Here is a 16,197-nt window from a genome sequence, read left to right as displayed (position 1 = left end):
ACTCAGAGTCATGGTGGCGACAGATTCCTTTATTTATTGGAAAAACCTATTGTTGAACCACAATATTTTCTTGTGATGGATCAACATGTTGCATTCTTAGCTTATCGGTTGCGATACTTTCAACACGGCTATGGTCACCCAAGGCGTTCTCTTCCAGAATCAAGTTGCGCCATTCAATATCCAGCGCATCCCGCTCCAGTACCAACTGTTCGCGCTCAGCGGTCAGCAAACGCGTACGGTGGGCGGTAGTCACAACAAAAATGGCAGACACCAACACCGCAATCAGTAGAATCAATGGGATCTTCGCATTGCGGAGTAAATCCCCACCGATGACTCCAACTAAACCGTGGCGTTCGTTTCCTATCACTCTTTTACCCTCTCGGCAAAACGTAATACCGAGCTACGCGCCCGTGGATTCTCAGCCACTTCAGCATCTGGCGGCATCATTTTGCCGACAGATTTCAAGGTGCGGCCACCCATGCTGCGTAACTGTGCTTCCGTCAATGGCAAACCTGCTGGAACCTGTGGGCCCCGGCTATGATGACGGATAAAGTTTTTCACAATACGGTCTTCAAGGGAGTGGAAGCTAATGACAGATAAACGCCCTTCTGGTGCCAAAACTTCAAGAGCACCGTCAAGTGCGCGCTCTATCTCTTCCAATTCACTGTTGATATAGATGCGGATAGCCTGGAAGCTGCGCGTCGCAGGATGCTTATGTTTTTCGCGGAATGGGCTGGCGTTGGCAATCAAATCCGCCAGCTCTTTGGTGCGTGTCATCGGTTGAGTGAGATTGCGCTCAACAATGGCCTTGGCTAAACGTTTGGCAAAACGCTCTTCACCAAAGGTTTTCAACACCCAAGCAATATCGTCAGCACTGGCTTTCATTAACCACTCGGCTGCTGATATCCCACGAGTAGGGTCCATACGCATATCCAACGGCCCATCGCGCATGAAGGAAAAGCCGCGTTCAGGATCATCTAATTGGGGAGAGGAGACGCCCAAATCCAGCAATACACCGTTAATACGACCGACCAAATCCAATTCCCGCACATAATGCGCTAAATCAGAAAATGGGCCGTGTACGATAGAAAAACGTGGGTCTGTAATGGATTTTGCCGCTTCAATCGCTTGTGGGTCACGATCTATTGCTATCAGTCGCCCTTCTGGCCCAAGTTGGGACAAAATCAGACGCGAATGGCCACCACGGCCAAAAGTTCCGTCAATATAGATGCCGTTATCACGGATGTTCAGGCCATTAACCGCCTCATCCAGCAATACGCTTGTGTGCTTGTAGTTGTTATCTACAATGTGATTGTTATCTACCATGCTTATAGCGATAAGTCCTGTAGCCGCTCAGATAGAGGTTCCTGAGTGGACTGTTCTGCGTCGATGTCATCCTTGACTTGTTGATACCAGGTCTGTTCATCCCACAGTTCAAACTTGTTGAACTGCCCAACCAGCATCACTTCTTTATTCAGCCCGGCGTGCTGACGCAATGTTCCTGCAATCAGTAAGCGCCCAGCGCCGTCCATCTGACATTCACTGGCATGACCTAACAGCAAACGCTGAACTCGGCGTTCAGCTGGGTTCATGCTCGACAGCCGGGATAATTTTTGTTCAATGACTTCCCATGCAGGGAGTGTATAAAGCAACAGGCATGGTTGGTGAAGGTCTATGGTACAGACCATCTGGCCTTGCGATTCCTCATTCAGCAATTCCCGATAACGGGTAGGTACGGCAAGCCGCCCTTTGCTGTCGAGGTTAACCATCGTTGCCCCACGAAACATGACTGAGTTACCCCTTCATGACCCAATTCGCCACTTTACCCCACAAATCCCCACATTAAAGAGTTTACGGATGGTATGAAAACCTTGTCAAGCCAGAGCGGATGCGCTTTGACAATATTTATGGGTCGTTTTTGAGATATATCTCGTATAAGGGGCTATTTTCGTGGTTGGAATAGAAATTAACGTCATGATAAACGGGCTATTTTTCCGCCAATAATTCCGGAAACTTAAATAAATAATAAATTGTCAATTAATTGACGCATTATTTCCTTCTGCAAGGAATGTCTCATTTTTAGTATAAAAATCGTACGGTTTGAAATGACACACTTTGAGTACAAAACCCGCGGCGGCTGGCGTTCCCTAAGAAAAAGTCCTGCAATCAGCAGCAAAACCAACGGTAATACAATAATAACCTTGATAACAACAAGTGTTACCCGGCAGACATTTTACTTCAATTAACCGATAAGGATTAATCTATTTTGAAATAAATTATTAGCGCCTATCTTTAGGTATTGATGAAATATGAATACCTTCAGACAGATAAATCTTAAATTAGGAAAAGACTGTAAATTAATTTTCTTTCTTCCGTTCATTTTAAATTTTCCGCCTGACACGCAGCGTTTCTCATCCAGTCACTAAAATGATTAAGCATATGTTTTTAAATAAAAAACTCATATGACGCCATTTAAAAAACCACGAAAAGCCCAATTCCATGCAGTACAAAGTATAAAAATCAGACAAATGTTAAAAATAAAAATTTTAAGCTGGTTATATTACAAACAATAGCACTGTAAACTACATAAAAAGCAAAACAACAATATAATCACCTGCAATGCAAATAATGAGCAATACATAAAACCTGTCATTAATCTTAACGTTTGAGATTTTGGCAGATTTTCCCCCCAATTAGGGAGTTAATGACAATGTTTTCAACTGGGTCCCGTCTGCGTAGTGCCGCAGCCGATACTTTTGCACTTGTGGTGTATTGCTTTGTCATCGGTATGATAATTGAAATAGTGATCTCTGGAATGACATTCCAACAGTCACTCTCTTCCCGGCTGGTCTCAATTCCCGTCAACATTCTGATTGCCTGGCCCTACGGCGTGTATCGTGATGCGTTCATCCGTTTTGCACGCCGCCATGCAGGAAAACACATGTGGGCGAGGAACCTTGCCGACTTACTGGCTTACGTCAGCTTCCAGTCGCCAGTCTATGCCGTGATTCTGTGGTCTGTTGGTGCGGATTTAGAACAAATAACCACGGCAGTCACGAGTAACGCCTTGGTCTCAATGGCCATGGGTGTGGCTTATGGTTATTTTTTAGAGTATTGCCGCAGGCTATTTCGCGTTGCAGGATATATTTGATTGTGGTGACTTGTAACCAGGGCCTCGAATGGGCCCTGATTAGCTAAAACGTAGGCTATTTGCGGCTTAAGCTACCGCGGCGGAACAAATTGCGGCGAATGCGAGTTAACCCCGGTTTTGGCTTATGCGGTTCATCCAAACTGGCTAATACCAACTCCAGCACGCGTTCAGCAACATCGCGGTGACGTTGTGCTACTGCTAATACTGGGCATTCGAGGAAATCTAACAGCTCATTGTCACCAAAAGTGGCAATCGCCAGATTACTGGGTAGACGCCCGCTTTGTTTTAAAGTGACATCCATAACGCCCTGCAATAGCTGGAATGAGGTGGTAAATAGTGCCTGTGGCATTGGATGGGTCTTCAGCCATTGTGCAAACAGCGCACCGGCTGCTTCGCGCTCGTAACTGTTGGCATACAGGTAATCTACCTTACGCGGATCGTCTTTCCACGCCTCACGGAACCCCATCTCCCGCAGAAAACTGACCGATAATTCTGGCAACGCGCCCAGATACAATACCGACTCTGCCGGGAATGAACGCAGTTCTTGTGCCAACATCTGCGCATCTTCTTGATCTGCACCGACAACACTAATGAAATGCTCCCTATCAAGCGCACGATCGAGAGCGATTATCGGTAATGGATCATTTGCCCAGCGCTGGTAAAAAGGGTGCTCAGGTGGTAGAGCTGTAGAAACAATAATGGCGTCAACCTGGCGCTGTAACAAGTGCTCGATACAACGCATTTCATTATCAGGTTGGTCTTCCGAGCAGGCGATCAGCAGTTGATAACCTCGCTGGCGAGCCTGACGTTCCAAATAATTCGCGATACGGGTATAGCTGGTATTCTCCAGATCCGGGATAACCAAACCAATTGAACGGGTTCTGCCCGCGCGCAACCCCGCCGCTACAGCATTTGGGTGATAGTTATGTTCCCTGACAACCGCCATAACTTTGTCGACTGTTTTATCGCTGACCCGGTACTGTTTCGCTTTGCCATTAATGACATAACTGGCCGTAGTGCGCGAAACACCAGCAAGGCGCGCGATTTCATCCAGTTTCACATAGACCCCTTATAAACCCTGTAAAGTAATATTGTAGGCTAGACTAAGAAGTCTATAGACATAGTTTAACCATGGATATGATCTAACAGCAGAACTCACTATTGAGCAACCGCTTTAACCGCCATATAACGCTATTCCGGTTAAAAAATAAGAAAAAAAAAGCCCAGCCTACTGGCTGAGCCTGATAATTGGAGATTAGTCGGTATTAATCACCATAATTAAATTAACGCATGATCTTGTCACCGCGAGAAACACCGACAATACCGGAGCGGGCAACTTCAACAATTTCTGCCACTTCCCGCACCGCATTTAAAAATGCATCTAATTTGTCACTGGTGCCAGCAAGCTGCACGGTGTAGAGCGTTGCGGTCACATCCACAATCTGCCCTCGGAAGATTTCAGCACAGCGCTTAACTTCTTCACGCCCATAACCGCTGGCCTGCAATTTCACCAACATGATTTCGCGCTCAACATGTGAACCGGAAACCAGCTCACTAACACGCAATACATCGACTAATTTATGCAGCTGTTTTTCAATCTGTTCCAGAACCTTGGCATCACCTACGGTTTGGATAGTCATTCTCGACAATGTAGGATCATCGGTTGGTGCAACCGTCAAACTTTCAATGTTATAACCGCGCTGAGAAAACAGACCCACCACTCTTGATAGAGCACCTGATTCGTTTTCCAGCAAAACTGATAAAATCCGGCGGCGCATAATTATGTCCTCTCCGTTTTACTAAGCCACATTTCGTCCATGCCACCGCCGCGAATCTGCATCGGGTAAACATGTTCTGTTTCATCGACAGTTACATCCACAAATACCAGGCGATTGGTCTCGGATAATTGTGTCAAAGCATCGGCCAGTTTACTTTCCAACTCATCAGGAGTGCGGATAGAAACACCAATATGACCATATGCTTCAGCCAATTTGACGAAATCAGGCAGAGAATCCATGTAAGACTGTGAATGTCGGCCAGAATAGATCATATCCTGCCACTGCTTCACCATGCCGAGATAGCGGTTGTTCAGGTTCAAGACCAATACCGGCAAGTTGTATTGTAGAGCAGTAGATAATTCCTGAATATTCATTTGGATACTGCCATCACCGGTGACACATACCACAGTCTCATCCGGTAGCGCCAGTTTCACCCCAAGGGCAGCTGGCAGACCAAAACCCATAGTGCCCAGGCCACCTGAGTTGATCCAACGGCGTGGTTTATCAAAGGGATAGTAGAGTGCGGCGAACATCTGATGTTGGCCGACATCTGAGGTGACATAGGCATCGCCTTTGGTCAGACGATGTAATGTTTCAATCACCGCCTGCGGCTTGATTTTCCCACTGTCTCGGCTGTAGCTCAGGCAATCACGGGCACGCCATTGTTCAATGGATTGCCACCAATCACGCAAACTATCAAAATCTTGTGCACAATCAATTTGAGGCAACAAATCCAGCATTTGTGTCAGAACTTGTTTGGCATCGCCAACAATCGGAATATCCGCTTCCACAGTTTTTGATATGGACGTCGGGTCTATATCAATGTGTACCACAGCAGCATTTGGGCAATATTTCGCCAGATTATTGGTGGTACGATCATCAAAGCGCACACCAACGGCAAAAATCAGGTCCGTATTGTGCATCGCCATGTTGGCCTCAAACGTCCCGTGCATCCCCAACATACCCACACTTTGGCGATGCGTTCCAGGGAAACTCCCTAATCCCATCAGAGAGCTGGTAACCGGTAAATTAAGTTTTTCAGCCAAAGTCAGTAACTCTTCATGGCAAGCAGAGTTAATGGCCCCGCCACCGACATACATGATAGGTCTTTTAGCCGCTAAAATGGTTTGCAGTGCGCGTTTAATCTGCCCGCGATGGCCTTGCACCGTCGGATTATAAGAGCGCAAGCTAACTTGTTCAGGGTAGGCATATGGCATTTTTACCGCAGGTCCGACGATATCTTTAGGTAGATCAATGACTACCGGCCCTGGGCGACCTGTTGATGCCAGATAGAATGCTTTTTTCAATACGGTTGGAATATCTTCAGTACGTTTAACCAGGAAGCTGTGTTTAACGACTGGCCGGGAAATCCCCACCATGTCGCACTCCTGGAAAGCATCAAAGCCAATCAAAGAGCTAGGGACTTGGCCAGAAAGCACCACCATCGGCACTGAATCCATATATGCCGTTGCAATACCGGTTATGGCATTGGTCGCACCGGGGCCAGATGTGACCAGTACGACCCCAACCTCACCTGTGGCACGCGCATAACCATCGGCCATATGTACCGCACCTTGTTCATGGCGCACCAGCACGTGATCAATGCCTCCGACCGTGTGCAGGGCATCGTAGATATCAAGTACGGCCCCGCCGGGATAACCGAATACATGCTTAACGCCCTGATCGATTAACGATCGGACAACCATCTCGGCTCCTGACAACATCTCCATGGGTTTTGCCTCCAGGCTTAGTTTGCTCAGTGGATTATGGGAAATCATTTCCACAAAATCCGGTAGGAAAGGCACAACGCCCCGTATTCCTATTCTTATTAGTTATGATTCAATCATTATTTATGTAACCAACTTATTAACATAACGTCAGAATTTCTGGCAGGCAAACAGCAATTATCTGCATTAAAGGCAATTGTGTTGGTCACAAACTGGATTTTTCTTCATCAGAAAAATAAAACACTGCCTGAATCTCCACAGCCCTGTTTTTCACGCCGTTTTATCCATTAATCAGAGAACTAAATCAGGCTGAGAATTTTTACACATTGGATGCAGTAAAATAGTCACTGCGCGCAATGAGGGAGAAGAAAAGAGATGATTGGTTAGAAAGGCAGCAACGGCCGCTATCATCAGACAGATATCGGCCGTTGCTGTGAAAATGATGTTGGGTCAGTCGCGGTACATGGAGTCAATTTCATTCTGATAACGCTGGAGAATGATTTTGCGCCGTAATTTCATGGTTGGAGTCAACTCACCGGTTTCCATCGTGAAGGCCTGTGGCAACAGAGTAAAACGCTTAACTTGCTCGAACTTTGCCAGCTCTTTTTGCATATCTTTCAGTCGTTGCTCGAACAAACTGACAATATGGCTATGGCGCAACAGTTCTAATCTGTCATGGTATTTCAGGTTTATCGAATGAGCATATTCTTCCAATGACTCGAAACACGGAACAATCAGTGCCGAAACAAATTTGCGGGTATCGGCAATAATCGCAATCTGCTCAATAAATCGATCCTGACCTAAAGTGCCTTCAATCATCTGTGGCGCAATATATTTCCCACCAGAGGTTTTCATCAAATCTTTCAGCCGTTCAGTGATGAATAAATTCCCCTCTGAGTCTAATGCGCCAGCATCACCGGTTTTGAGCCAACCATCTTTCGTAAAAGACTCAGCCGTCTCTTCGGGTTTATTGAAATAGCCGCGCATTACAATCGGGCCACGCACCTGAATTTCATTTTCAGCCCCCAGACGCACCTCGATCCCCGGCAATGGCTTACCGATAGAGCCAAAACGGAAATCTTTTTCTTCCCAACAAGAAACGGTAGCGCAGGTCTCTGTCATGCCATAGCCGTATTTGATATTGATACCAATTGCCTGGAAAAACAGAATGATATTATCATCCAGTCGAGCACCTGCGGCCGGTAAAAAGCGAACTTTCCCACCCAGAACACCGCGCAATTTACTCAAGACTAAACGATCTGCCAGCTTATACATCTGCTCAGAGAACCATGATGAGGTTTGCCCACTTTGCACATTTTGGAATTTGCGCTCGCCACATCCTACCGCCCAGCGGAATAGCATCCGGCGATGCCATTTTGCCAAGGCAACTTTGTCATTAATGGCGCTGAACACTTTCTCGTAGAAACGGGGAACCGCACACATGACTGTCGGTTTTACTGCCTGCATTGCTGCGCGTACCCAATTAGTGTCACTGATATACACATTTTGCGCGCCAGTGTGCATGACATAAAAACTCCAGGCTCGCTCAAACACATGCGATAACGGCAGGAAGCTAAGAGAAGTATCGTCAGATGTCAGGGTCAAACGTTGATCATGTAAGTAGAGCTGAGCGGCCATATTTCGGTACTCCAGCATTACACCTTTCGGTTCCCCCGTAGTACCTGAGGTATAGATCAAGGTGAATAAGTCACTTAAATCGCAACCATCTATACGCGCGGTTAATAGATACTGTTGTACGGCATCTGGCTGTTGTTCAAAATCAGCCAAATGTTGGGCATATTCACAACCACGTAAATCAACACCAGGATCTAATACAACAATATGGCTAAGCTGCGGACACAGCGGCTTGAGTGTGATCGCAACGTCAAATTGCGCTTGTCCACCGACAAATAAAATACGCACATCAGCATCATTCATTACGTAAGCCGCTTGAGCCGTTGTATTGGTTGCATACAAGGGCACACTTACGCCACGTATCTGTAAAATGGCTAAATCCGCCAATGACCAGGCCATGCTGTTATTAGCAAAAATCCCAATACGCTCTTGAATGGCAACGCCCAAGGACAACAAAGCCGCAGAGATCCGCGTTACGTGCGTATCAATCTGCCGCCAGGTCAGCTGATTCTCACCTTCTGGTGACCATTCACGGAAGGCGACTTTGTCGGTTCTCTGGCTTATTTGTTGGCGCAAACGGCGCACAAGGTGGTATTGATCTAATATTTGAGTCATAACATCGCAGCTCGCTGGGAAATCATTCGTTAAAGTGTACTGCCACTCTTTGCCTGTTAGCATTCAGCTTACATGCGTTCACTTTTTTTCGCGCAGTCTACCCACTCTATAGGTTATGGCAAATAAAATTCAGCGCAGAAGTGTGAGCTGAAATCGATTTTGACGAAAAATACAGCAATTAGAGTCATCGAAGGAAGATAAAAGAAGGTAAGAATATTTCGCTGAATGGAATAATAATTGAGCAGAAAAATATTAATCTTTAGTTCGGCTAATGTCTTTGCCTACCACTGAAACAATATTATTCAGTGGCAGGACTTTACTATAATACTTAAGAAGTAATATTAAGTTGACTGAGTTGTTCTTTCATCCACTGATGTCCCTTATCTCTATCAGTAGACTCATGCCAAGTAAGGTAACATGGGCGGAATCTATCCTCCCAAGGTAATGGGATAAGTTTCAGATTAAGAACCTCACTGTAAATCTGAACAAGCCAGCGAGGAGCAATTGCGACGAAGCAAGTTTGAGATACAATATTCAGCACACTGTTCATATCAGTACTTTCATAAGCAATAGTTTGAGTACTGAGTGCTGATTCATAATAAAACTCACTAAAAGAACCCACTTTATCTAACGATACAACCGCGTGTAATTCAGAAAGGAGTTGTTCTTGCGTGATTGAATCATCAATACGTGGATGATCTTTAGCTACAGCCAATACTGACTCATCATTGGATAATGATATAGCATGAAAATCGGGGCGTTCGAACTTGGTATAACCTATCACAAACTCTGTTTCTTGATAACGTAACTGGTGCTCAATATTCTCATTAAGATAAGACCTAACAATAAGCTGAACATTGGGCGCTAATTGATTAACTCGTTGTATGACTTGAGCTGTGAGCCTGATGTCCAAAGGGCTACAAATTGATAAATTAAATATTCGACTACTGCTTTTGGCTTCAAACCCCGCACCGGGCAACTCATTTTGCACTAATTGCAATGCTTGTCGGACAGGGCCAAAAAGCTGACGCGCTCGGGCTGTTGGCTGAATACCTCGGCCATAACGAACAAACAGCTCGTCGTTGAACATCACCTTGAGGCGAGCAACTGCGTTGCTAACAGCAGGCTGGGACATACCCAGTGATTGTGCTGCGCGCGTGACATTATGCATTTGCATTACAGCATCGAAAACGGTTAATAGATTGAGGTCGACACTGCGTAAATGAACATCACTCCCTTCCTTTTTAGTGACTTGACTGTCGGTTACTAAGTTGTGTTCAAACATGCTTAACTCCACTAAGCTTTATGCAGATGGCGTGATTAATAAAAAACCTCATAGATATTTATCGCTATTTAAAAATATCTTTGAACACTTATTATTAATGATACCAATATTCTCTTTAATACCTCTACGAGGTAAAATCGAGTCTCATCCTTGTATAAGTGTGAAAATATAAACCACACCCAATGCATTTAGTTACCAGTAAATACCCATAGATAAACATATAAATAAGAAACGCATGCAAATTATTTTGCATAATTACTCAAACCAATCTGAATTATCAATATCAAGATCGACGGCCATAATAAATAATAATATAACCATCGACATGATCACATCACAAAATGAGAAGATTAACAACTATGGCATTAATGAATAATAAATTCTTCATTTAAAACTTATCAACCCTTAATTATATTAAAAAAAACACAAGAAAAGTAAAAAACCTCACCAAATCTAATTATTTTTAATATAAATAGTCATGAAGTATAAAGTTAAAGAACACGACAAAATACTAAGATAAAATAACTGATATATAAACACATCATATATATAAATAAAAAATAAGACTTCCCACCGTTGTAACGTTTGATTATTAACCTATCGCTATTGATATGCCTCAGCGCCCTCGCCCCACTAATGAGATTTTTGACAGGCTACAGAGAGTAAATTGTCCATCCGTTCATAATATTTTAAAAAAAGAACAATAATCCATAATCGCAGCGTTACACCAAACAAAGTAAAATACACCGCTGACATTTTTAGATTATAAATCCAAAAAAAATAATATTTAAGATTTATACACCATTATAAGGAATTGAGAATCCCCTTAACCAGTTGAACTGGCCATTTTAAACAAATGTTGACACACCCATAAAATTCACGTATCAATTTATGCAACGCAATATTTTAACTAATGAGAAACTGAAAAATCATGTTCTACTCAACCCGTCTACTAAGCCTACTACTTAACGCATCTCTCTTGCGCGGTATGTTGGTGGACGGAAATCAGAACTGATTCAGTCATCAAGATTAACAAGCCCGCGCAAATGCGCGGGTTTTTTTTTACCCGCTAAGCGCAAAAGTAAACACGACAAGGAATAACCCATGAGCCAACAAGTCATTATTTTCGATACAACATTGCGCGACGGTGAACAAGCATTACAAGCCAGCTTGAGTGTAAAAGAGAAGCTGCAGATCGCGTTAGCACTTGAAAGAATGGGTGTTGATGTCATGGAAGTCGGTTTCCCAGTCTCCTCACCTGGCGATTTTGAATCAGTTCGTACTATCGCGCAGCAAGTAAAAAATAGCCGGGTGTGTGCCCTGGCACGCTGTGTAGATAAAGATATAGATGTTGCTGCTGAAGCATTACGTATTGCCGAGGCATTCCGTATCCACGTGTTTTTGGCAACCTCTACCTTACATATTGAATCCAAGTTAAAGCGCTCGTTTGATGATGTGTTGGCGATGGCGGTACATTCAGTGAAACGCGCCCGCAACTATACCGATGACGTAGAATTCTCTTGCGAAGACGCAGGCCGCACTCCAATTGACAACTTGTGCCGTATCGTAGAAGCCGCAATCAATGCCGGGGCTACTACTATCAATATTCCTGATACCGTCGGCTACACCACACCATATCAATTCGGCGGCATCATCACCGACTTGTATCAGCGTGTACCGAATATTGATAAAGCCATTATCTCTGTCCATTGCCATGACGATTTGGGTATGTCGGTTGCCAACTCCATTACCGCGGTACAAGCCGGGGCACGCCAGGTCGAAGGCACTATTAATGGTTTGGGTGAGCGCGCCGGTAACTGTTCACTGGAAGAAGTGATCATGGCGATTAAAGTGCGTGAAAACATGTTGGGTGTGCATACCAATATTAATCATCAAGAAATTTACCGCACCAGCCAATTGGTCAGTAAGTTATGCAATATGCCAATACCTGCAAACAAAGCTATTGTCGGTAGTAATGCATTCGCTCACTCCTCCGGTATTCATCAGGATGGCGTGCTGAAAAATCGCGAAAACTACGAAATCATGACCCCGCAATCTATTGGTCTGAAAGAAGTGCAGTTAAACCTGACTTCCCGCTCGGGTCGTGCGGCAGTGAAACACCGTATGGAAGAGATGGGTTATCAGGATAAAGATTACAACCTGGATTCCTTGTACGACGCATTTTTGAAGCTGGCAGACAAGAAAGGTCAGGTGTTTGATTACGACCTGGAAGCCTTGGCATTCATCAATAAGCAGCAGGAAGAGCCAGAGCATTACCGTTTGGACTATTTCAGTGTGCAGTCTGGCTCGAGTGTGATGGCAACCGCATCGGTGAAATTGGTATGCGGTGAAGAAATCAAATCAGAAGCCGCCACAGGTAATGGCCCGGTCGACGCAGTATATCAAGCCATCAACCGCATTACCGACTACCCCATTGAACTGGTGAAATATCAACTGTCTGCCAATGGTCAGGGTAAAGATGCATTAGGTCAGGTTGATATCGTGGTTGACCATAAAGGCCGCCGCTTCCACGGCGTGGGGCTGGCTACAGATATTGTCGAGTCATCTGCCAAGGCGTTGGTTCACGTATTAAATAACATCTGGCGCGCTCATCAGGTAGAAATCGAGAAGCAGCGTCTGCAACAAAATAATCAGGAAATGGTGTGAACATGACTAAGACTTATCATATTGCCGTTTTGCCCGGAGACGGTATTGGCCCTGAAGTAATGGCTCAGGCGAATAAAGTATTGGATGCTGTGCGCCAGCGTTTCGGTATCAAGATTTCAACCAGCGCTTATGATGTCGGCGGCGCAGCTATCGACCGTCATGGCAGCCCGTTACCGCCAGCAACAGTGAGTGGATGCGAACAAGCTGATGCCATCTTATTCGGCTCGGTGGGCGGCCCTAAATGGGAACATTTACCACCAGCGGAGCAACCGGAACGCGGCGCGCTGTTACCGTTACGCAAACACTTTAAATTATTCAGTAATTTGCGCCCTGCGCGTTTGTATCAGGGATTAGAAGATTTCTGCCCATTGCGTAGTGATATCGCGGCGAAAGGCTTCGATATTCTGTGTGTGCGCGAATTAACCGGCGGCATCTATTTCGGTCAACCCAAAGGTCGTGAAGGCCAGGGGATGCATGAACGAGCCTTTGATACCGAAGTTTATCATCGCTTTGAAATTGAACGTATTGCTCGTATTGCGTTTGAATCCGCTCGCAAACGTGGTGGCAAAGTTACTTCTATTGATAAAGCCAATGTGTTGCAGAGTTCCATTCTGTGGCGTGAAGTCGTTACCGCCATTGCGGCAGACTACCCGGATGTTGCGTTGTCCCATATGTACATTGATAACGCCACCATGCAGTTAATTAAAGATCCATCCCAGTTTGACGTCTTACTGTGTTCTAACTTGTTTGGCGACATTTTGTCAGATGAGTGCGCCATGATTACTGGCTCTATGGGCATGTTGCCCTCGGCCAGTCTGAACGAACAAGGGTTTGGCTTATACGAACCCGCTGGCGGTTCTGCACCGGATATTGCGGGCAAAAACATTGCCAACCCCATCGCGCAAATTCTCTCTTTAGCCCTGTTGTTGCGCTTTAGTTTAGGTAAAGACGATGCGGCGGCGGCTATCGAAAACGCCATCAATCAGGCATTGGAACAAGGTTATCGCACTGCTGATTTAGCCGGTGATGGCAAAGCAATCGGCACCAACGAAATGGGCGATATCATTGCTAAGTTCGTGGCTGAGGGGGTTTAATATGAGCAAAACATTATATCAAAAACTGTATGATGCACATATCGTTTACGAAGCGCCGAATGAAACCCCGCTGTTGTATATCGATCGCCACTTAGTGCATGAAGTCACATCGCCGCAGGCCTTTGATGGCTTGCGCGCCATGGGTCGCCCGGTGCGTCAACCGGGTAAAACCTTTGCCACCATGGATCACAACGTTTCGACACAAACTAAAGATATCAATGCCAGTGGTGAAATGGCCCGCATTCAGATGCAGGAGTTGATCAAGAACTGTGCTGAGTTCGGCGTGTCCTTGTATGACTTGAATCATCCATTCCAAGGTATTGTCCATGTCATTGGCCCAGAGCAAGGAATGACATTGCCGGGAATGACGATTGTTTGTGGTGATTCTCATACCGCGACCCACGGTGCATTTGGCTCATTGGCATTTGGTATCGGCACCTCAGAAGTCGAACATGTGTTGGCCACCCAGACGCTGAAGCAAGGTCGGGCCAAAACCATGAAAATCGAAGTCAACGGCGAGGTGGGCCCTGGCATTACCGCCAAAGATATCGTTTTAGCAATTATCGGCAAAACCGGCAGCGCCGGTGGCACCGGCCATGTAGTGGAATTCTGCGGTAGCGCGATTGAAGCGCTGAGCATGGAAGGCCGCATGACATTGTGCAATATGGCAATTGAAATGGGTGCCAAAGCCGGTTTGGTCGCACCAGACGACACCACGTTTAACTATCTGAAAGGCCGTCAATTCGCCCCGACAGGTGAGCAATGGGAACAAGGCGTAGCCTACTGGCGTACCTTGAAATCTGATGCTGACGCTAAATTCGATACTGTTGTGACCTTAGATGCCGCTGATATCGCACCACAAGTGACGTGGGGCACCAATCCTGGTCAGGTGATTGCGGTGAATCAAATCATCCCGGCACCAGAGTCTTTTAGTGATCCCGTTGAGCGCGCCTCAGCAGAAAAAGCCTTGGCTTATATGGATTTACGCCCCGGAATCAAATTGACCGAAGTCGCGATTGATAAAGTCTTTATCGGTTCTTGCACTAACTCGCGTATTGAAGATTTACGTGCCGCAGCTGCAGTGGCGCAAGGGCGTAAAGTGGCCAGCGGTGTACAGGCGATTGTGGTGCCCGGCTCCGGCCCGGTGAAAGCACAAGCCGAAGCGGAAGGTTTGGATAAAATCTTTATCGAAGCTGGTTTTGAGTGGCGTTTACCCGGCTGCTCAATGTGTCTGGCGATGAATAATGACCGCCTGGAACCCGGCGAGCGCTGTGCATCCACCAGCAACCGTAACTTTGAAGGGCGTCAGGGCCGTGGCGGCCGCACCCATTTGGTTAGCCCGGCAATGGCTGCCGCTGCTGCGGTCAGTGGTCACTTTGCTGATGTCCGCGACTTATCTGCTGCTACCCACTAATCGGAGATACCACCATGGCAAAATTTACTCAACATATTGGTCTGGTCGCTCCGTTGGATGCGGCAAACGTCGATACCGACGCGATTATCCCGAAACAGTTTTTGCAAAAAGTAACACGCACTGGTTTTGGTCAGCACCTGTTTAACGACTGGCGCTTTCTGGACGATAGCGGCAAAGTACCGAACCCGGAATTTGTACTGAACCAACCTCGCTATCAGGGTGCGACTATTTTGTTAGCACGCGAAAATTTCGGTTGTGGCTCATCACGTGAACATGCACCTTGGGCACTGACAGATTTTGGTTTTAAAGTGGTTATTGCTCCGAGCTTTGCTGATATTTTTTACGGCAATTCATTTAATAACCAATTATTACCGGTAACATTAAGTGAAGGTGATATTGATACTTTATTCCAGTTGGTTAAAGAGAATGAAGGCATTGAGTTTATTGTCGATTTAGAACACCAAACGGTGAATGCCGGAGGGAAAAGTTATTCTTTCGAAATTGATAGTTTCCGTCGCCATTGTATGATTAACGGCTTAGACAGTATCGGCCTGACATTACAGCACGAAAGCAATATTTCAGCCTACGAAAAACAACAACCAGAATTTTTACGTTAATTATTTTTAGTTTATTTTGTGAGTATATTGTTGGCGTCAGGAAAACCCTGACCCAACAATTATAATTCCATAAAATTCCTAGTGAAAAAATTCATTATCTCTCTAGCCTACCACTGATAGTAAAACTCAAATTTCATATTAATCAATCTGTTATATAACAGACCTGTAACCCATTAGATTACATAAATATTAGTGACTCTAATATAGTTTTAAT

At 45.4% G+C, this 16,197-nt stretch carries 13 protein-coding genes; 5 read left to right on the top strand and 8 right to left on the bottom strand.

What is annotated here, in order from left to right; genetic code table 11:
- Positions 1-46 precede the first annotated feature (46 nt).
- Genes ftsL through mraZ form a run of 3 tightly spaced genes read right to left on the bottom strand, consistent with a single transcriptional unit; the run spans position 47 to position 1,787 of the window.
- Positions 47-367: a cell division protein FtsL gene (ftsL, locus tag FTB31_RS19405; protein WP_005156880.1), complete on the bottom strand. Its 321-nt coding sequence runs from the start codon at positions 365-367 to the stop codon at positions 47-49.
- Positions 364-1,326 carry a 16S rRNA (cytosine(1402)-N(4))-methyltransferase RsmH gene (gene rsmH, locus FTB31_RS19400; protein ID WP_077174241.1) on the bottom strand — a complete coding sequence of 321 codons (963 nt, stop codon included), beginning with the start codon at positions 1,324-1,326 and terminating at the stop codon, positions 364-366. The genes ftsL and rsmH overlap by 4 nt, the downstream gene beginning before the upstream one ends.
- 2 nt (positions 1,327-1,328) lie before the next feature.
- Positions 1,329-1,787, bottom strand: coding sequence for a division/cell wall cluster transcriptional repressor MraZ (gene mraZ, locus FTB31_RS19395; protein WP_077174242.1), 459 nt, complete (start codon positions 1,785-1,787; stop codon positions 1,329-1,331).
- A gap of 923 nt (positions 1,788-2,710) precedes the next feature.
- Between mraZ and FTB31_RS19390 the strand changes: the two genes are divergently transcribed.
- Positions 2,711-3,151, top strand: a complete 441-nt coding sequence (locus FTB31_RS19390) for an L-alanine exporter AlaE (RefSeq protein ID WP_175628019.1) — start codon at positions 2,711-2,713, stop codon at positions 3,149-3,151.
- 55 nt (positions 3,152-3,206) lie between these two features.
- On the opposite strand, the gene cra is transcribed toward FTB31_RS19390, so the two are convergent.
- From cra to leuO, 5 genes are all read right to left on the bottom strand, one after another.
- On the bottom strand, positions 3,207-4,211 hold the full coding sequence (cra, locus tag FTB31_RS19385) for a catabolite repressor/activator (protein ID WP_011815563.1): 1,005 nt from the start codon (positions 4,209-4,211) through the stop codon (positions 3,207-3,209).
- A gap of 223 nt (positions 4,212-4,434) precedes the next feature.
- Complete coding sequence (gene ilvN, locus FTB31_RS19380; RefSeq protein WP_004388986.1) at positions 4,435-4,929, bottom strand: acetolactate synthase small subunit; 495 nt, start codon at positions 4,927-4,929, stop codon at positions 4,435-4,437.
- A gap of 2 nt (positions 4,930-4,931) precedes the next feature.
- On the bottom strand, positions 4,932-6,659 hold the full coding sequence (gene ilvI / locus FTB31_RS19375; RefSeq protein WP_050075883.1) for an acetolactate synthase 3 large subunit: 1,728 nt from the start codon (positions 6,657-6,659) through the stop codon (positions 4,932-4,934).
- A 447-nt stretch (positions 6,660-7,106) separates the two neighbouring features.
- Positions 7,107-8,906 carry an AMP-dependent synthetase/ligase gene (locus tag FTB31_RS19370; protein ID WP_227731707.1) on the bottom strand — a complete coding sequence of 600 codons (1,800 nt, stop codon included), beginning with the start codon at positions 8,904-8,906 and terminating at the stop codon, positions 7,107-7,109.
- Between the two features lie 328 nt (positions 8,907-9,234).
- Entirely contained in the window at positions 9,235-10,191 is a 957-nt protein-coding gene (gene leuO, locus FTB31_RS19365; protein ID WP_050075882.1) for a transcriptional regulator LeuO, read from the bottom strand.
- A gap of 1,104 nt (positions 10,192-11,295) precedes the next feature.
- On the opposite strand from leuO, the gene leuA reads away from it, so the two are divergent.
- Genes leuA through leuD form a run of 4 tightly spaced genes read left to right on the top strand, consistent with a single transcriptional unit; the run spans position 11,296 to position 15,983 of the window.
- Complete coding sequence (gene leuA / locus FTB31_RS19360) at positions 11,296-12,858, top strand: 2-isopropylmalate synthase (RefSeq protein ID WP_005167047.1); 1,563 nt, start codon at positions 11,296-11,298, stop codon at positions 12,856-12,858.
- A 2-nt stretch (positions 12,859-12,860) separates the two neighbouring features.
- Entirely contained in the window at positions 12,861-13,952 is a 1,092-nt protein-coding gene (leuB, locus tag FTB31_RS19355; RefSeq protein WP_046695445.1) for a 3-isopropylmalate dehydrogenase, read from the top strand.
- Between the two features lies 1 nt (position 13,953).
- Positions 13,954-15,366 carry a 3-isopropylmalate dehydratase large subunit gene (gene leuC / locus FTB31_RS19350; RefSeq protein ID WP_050075878.1) on the top strand — a complete coding sequence of 471 codons (1,413 nt, stop codon included), beginning with the start codon at positions 13,954-13,956 and terminating at the stop codon, positions 15,364-15,366.
- A gap of 14 nt (positions 15,367-15,380) precedes the next feature.
- Positions 15,381-15,983, top strand: a complete 603-nt coding sequence (leuD, locus tag FTB31_RS19345; RefSeq protein ID WP_050075877.1) for a 3-isopropylmalate dehydratase small subunit — start codon at positions 15,381-15,383, stop codon at positions 15,981-15,983.
- Positions 15,984-16,197 lie beyond the last annotated feature (214 nt).

Origin of the sequence: Yersinia proxima (assembly GCF_902170785.1) — a bacterium.
GTDB classification, from domain to species: Bacteria; Pseudomonadota; Gammaproteobacteria; order Enterobacterales; family Enterobacteriaceae; genus Yersinia; species Yersinia proxima.
This window is presented reverse-complemented; position numbering and strand designations above follow the sequence as displayed.

Coding starts and splice junctions, on each gene's coding strand:
- leuB (WP_046695445.1), top strand. CDS start 12,861: ATGACTAAGACTTATCATATTGCCGTTTTGCCCGGAGACGGTATTGGC.
- leuA (WP_005167047.1), top strand. CDS start 11,296: ATGAGCCAACAAGTCATTATTTTCGATACAACATTGCGCGACGGTGAA.
- leuO (WP_050075882.1), bottom strand. CDS start 10,191: ATGTTTGAACACAACTTAGTAACCGACAGTCAAGTCACTAAAAAGGAA.
- leuD (WP_050075877.1), top strand. CDS start 15,381: ATGGCAAAATTTACTCAACATATTGGTCTGGTCGCTCCGTTGGATGCG.
- ilvI (WP_050075883.1), bottom strand. CDS start 6,659: ATGGAGATGTTGTCAGGAGCCGAGATGGTTGTCCGATCGTTAATCGAT.
- rsmH (WP_077174241.1), bottom strand. CDS start 1,326: ATGGTAGATAACAATCACATTGTAGATAACAACTACAAGCACACAAGC.
- ilvN (WP_004388986.1), bottom strand. CDS start 4,929: ATGCGCCGCCGGATTTTATCAGTTTTGCTGGAAAACGAATCAGGTGCT.
- mraZ (WP_077174242.1), bottom strand. CDS start 1,787: ATGTTTCGTGGGGCAACGATGGTTAACCTCGACAGCAAAGGGCGGCTT.
- FTB31_RS19390 (WP_175628019.1), top strand. CDS start 2,711: ATGTTTTCAACTGGGTCCCGTCTGCGTAGTGCCGCAGCCGATACTTTT.
- leuC (WP_050075878.1), top strand. CDS start 13,954: ATGAGCAAAACATTATATCAAAAACTGTATGATGCACATATCGTTTAC.
- FTB31_RS19370 (WP_227731707.1), bottom strand. CDS start 8,906: ATGACTCAAATATTAGATCAATACCACCTTGTGCGCCGTTTGCGCCAA.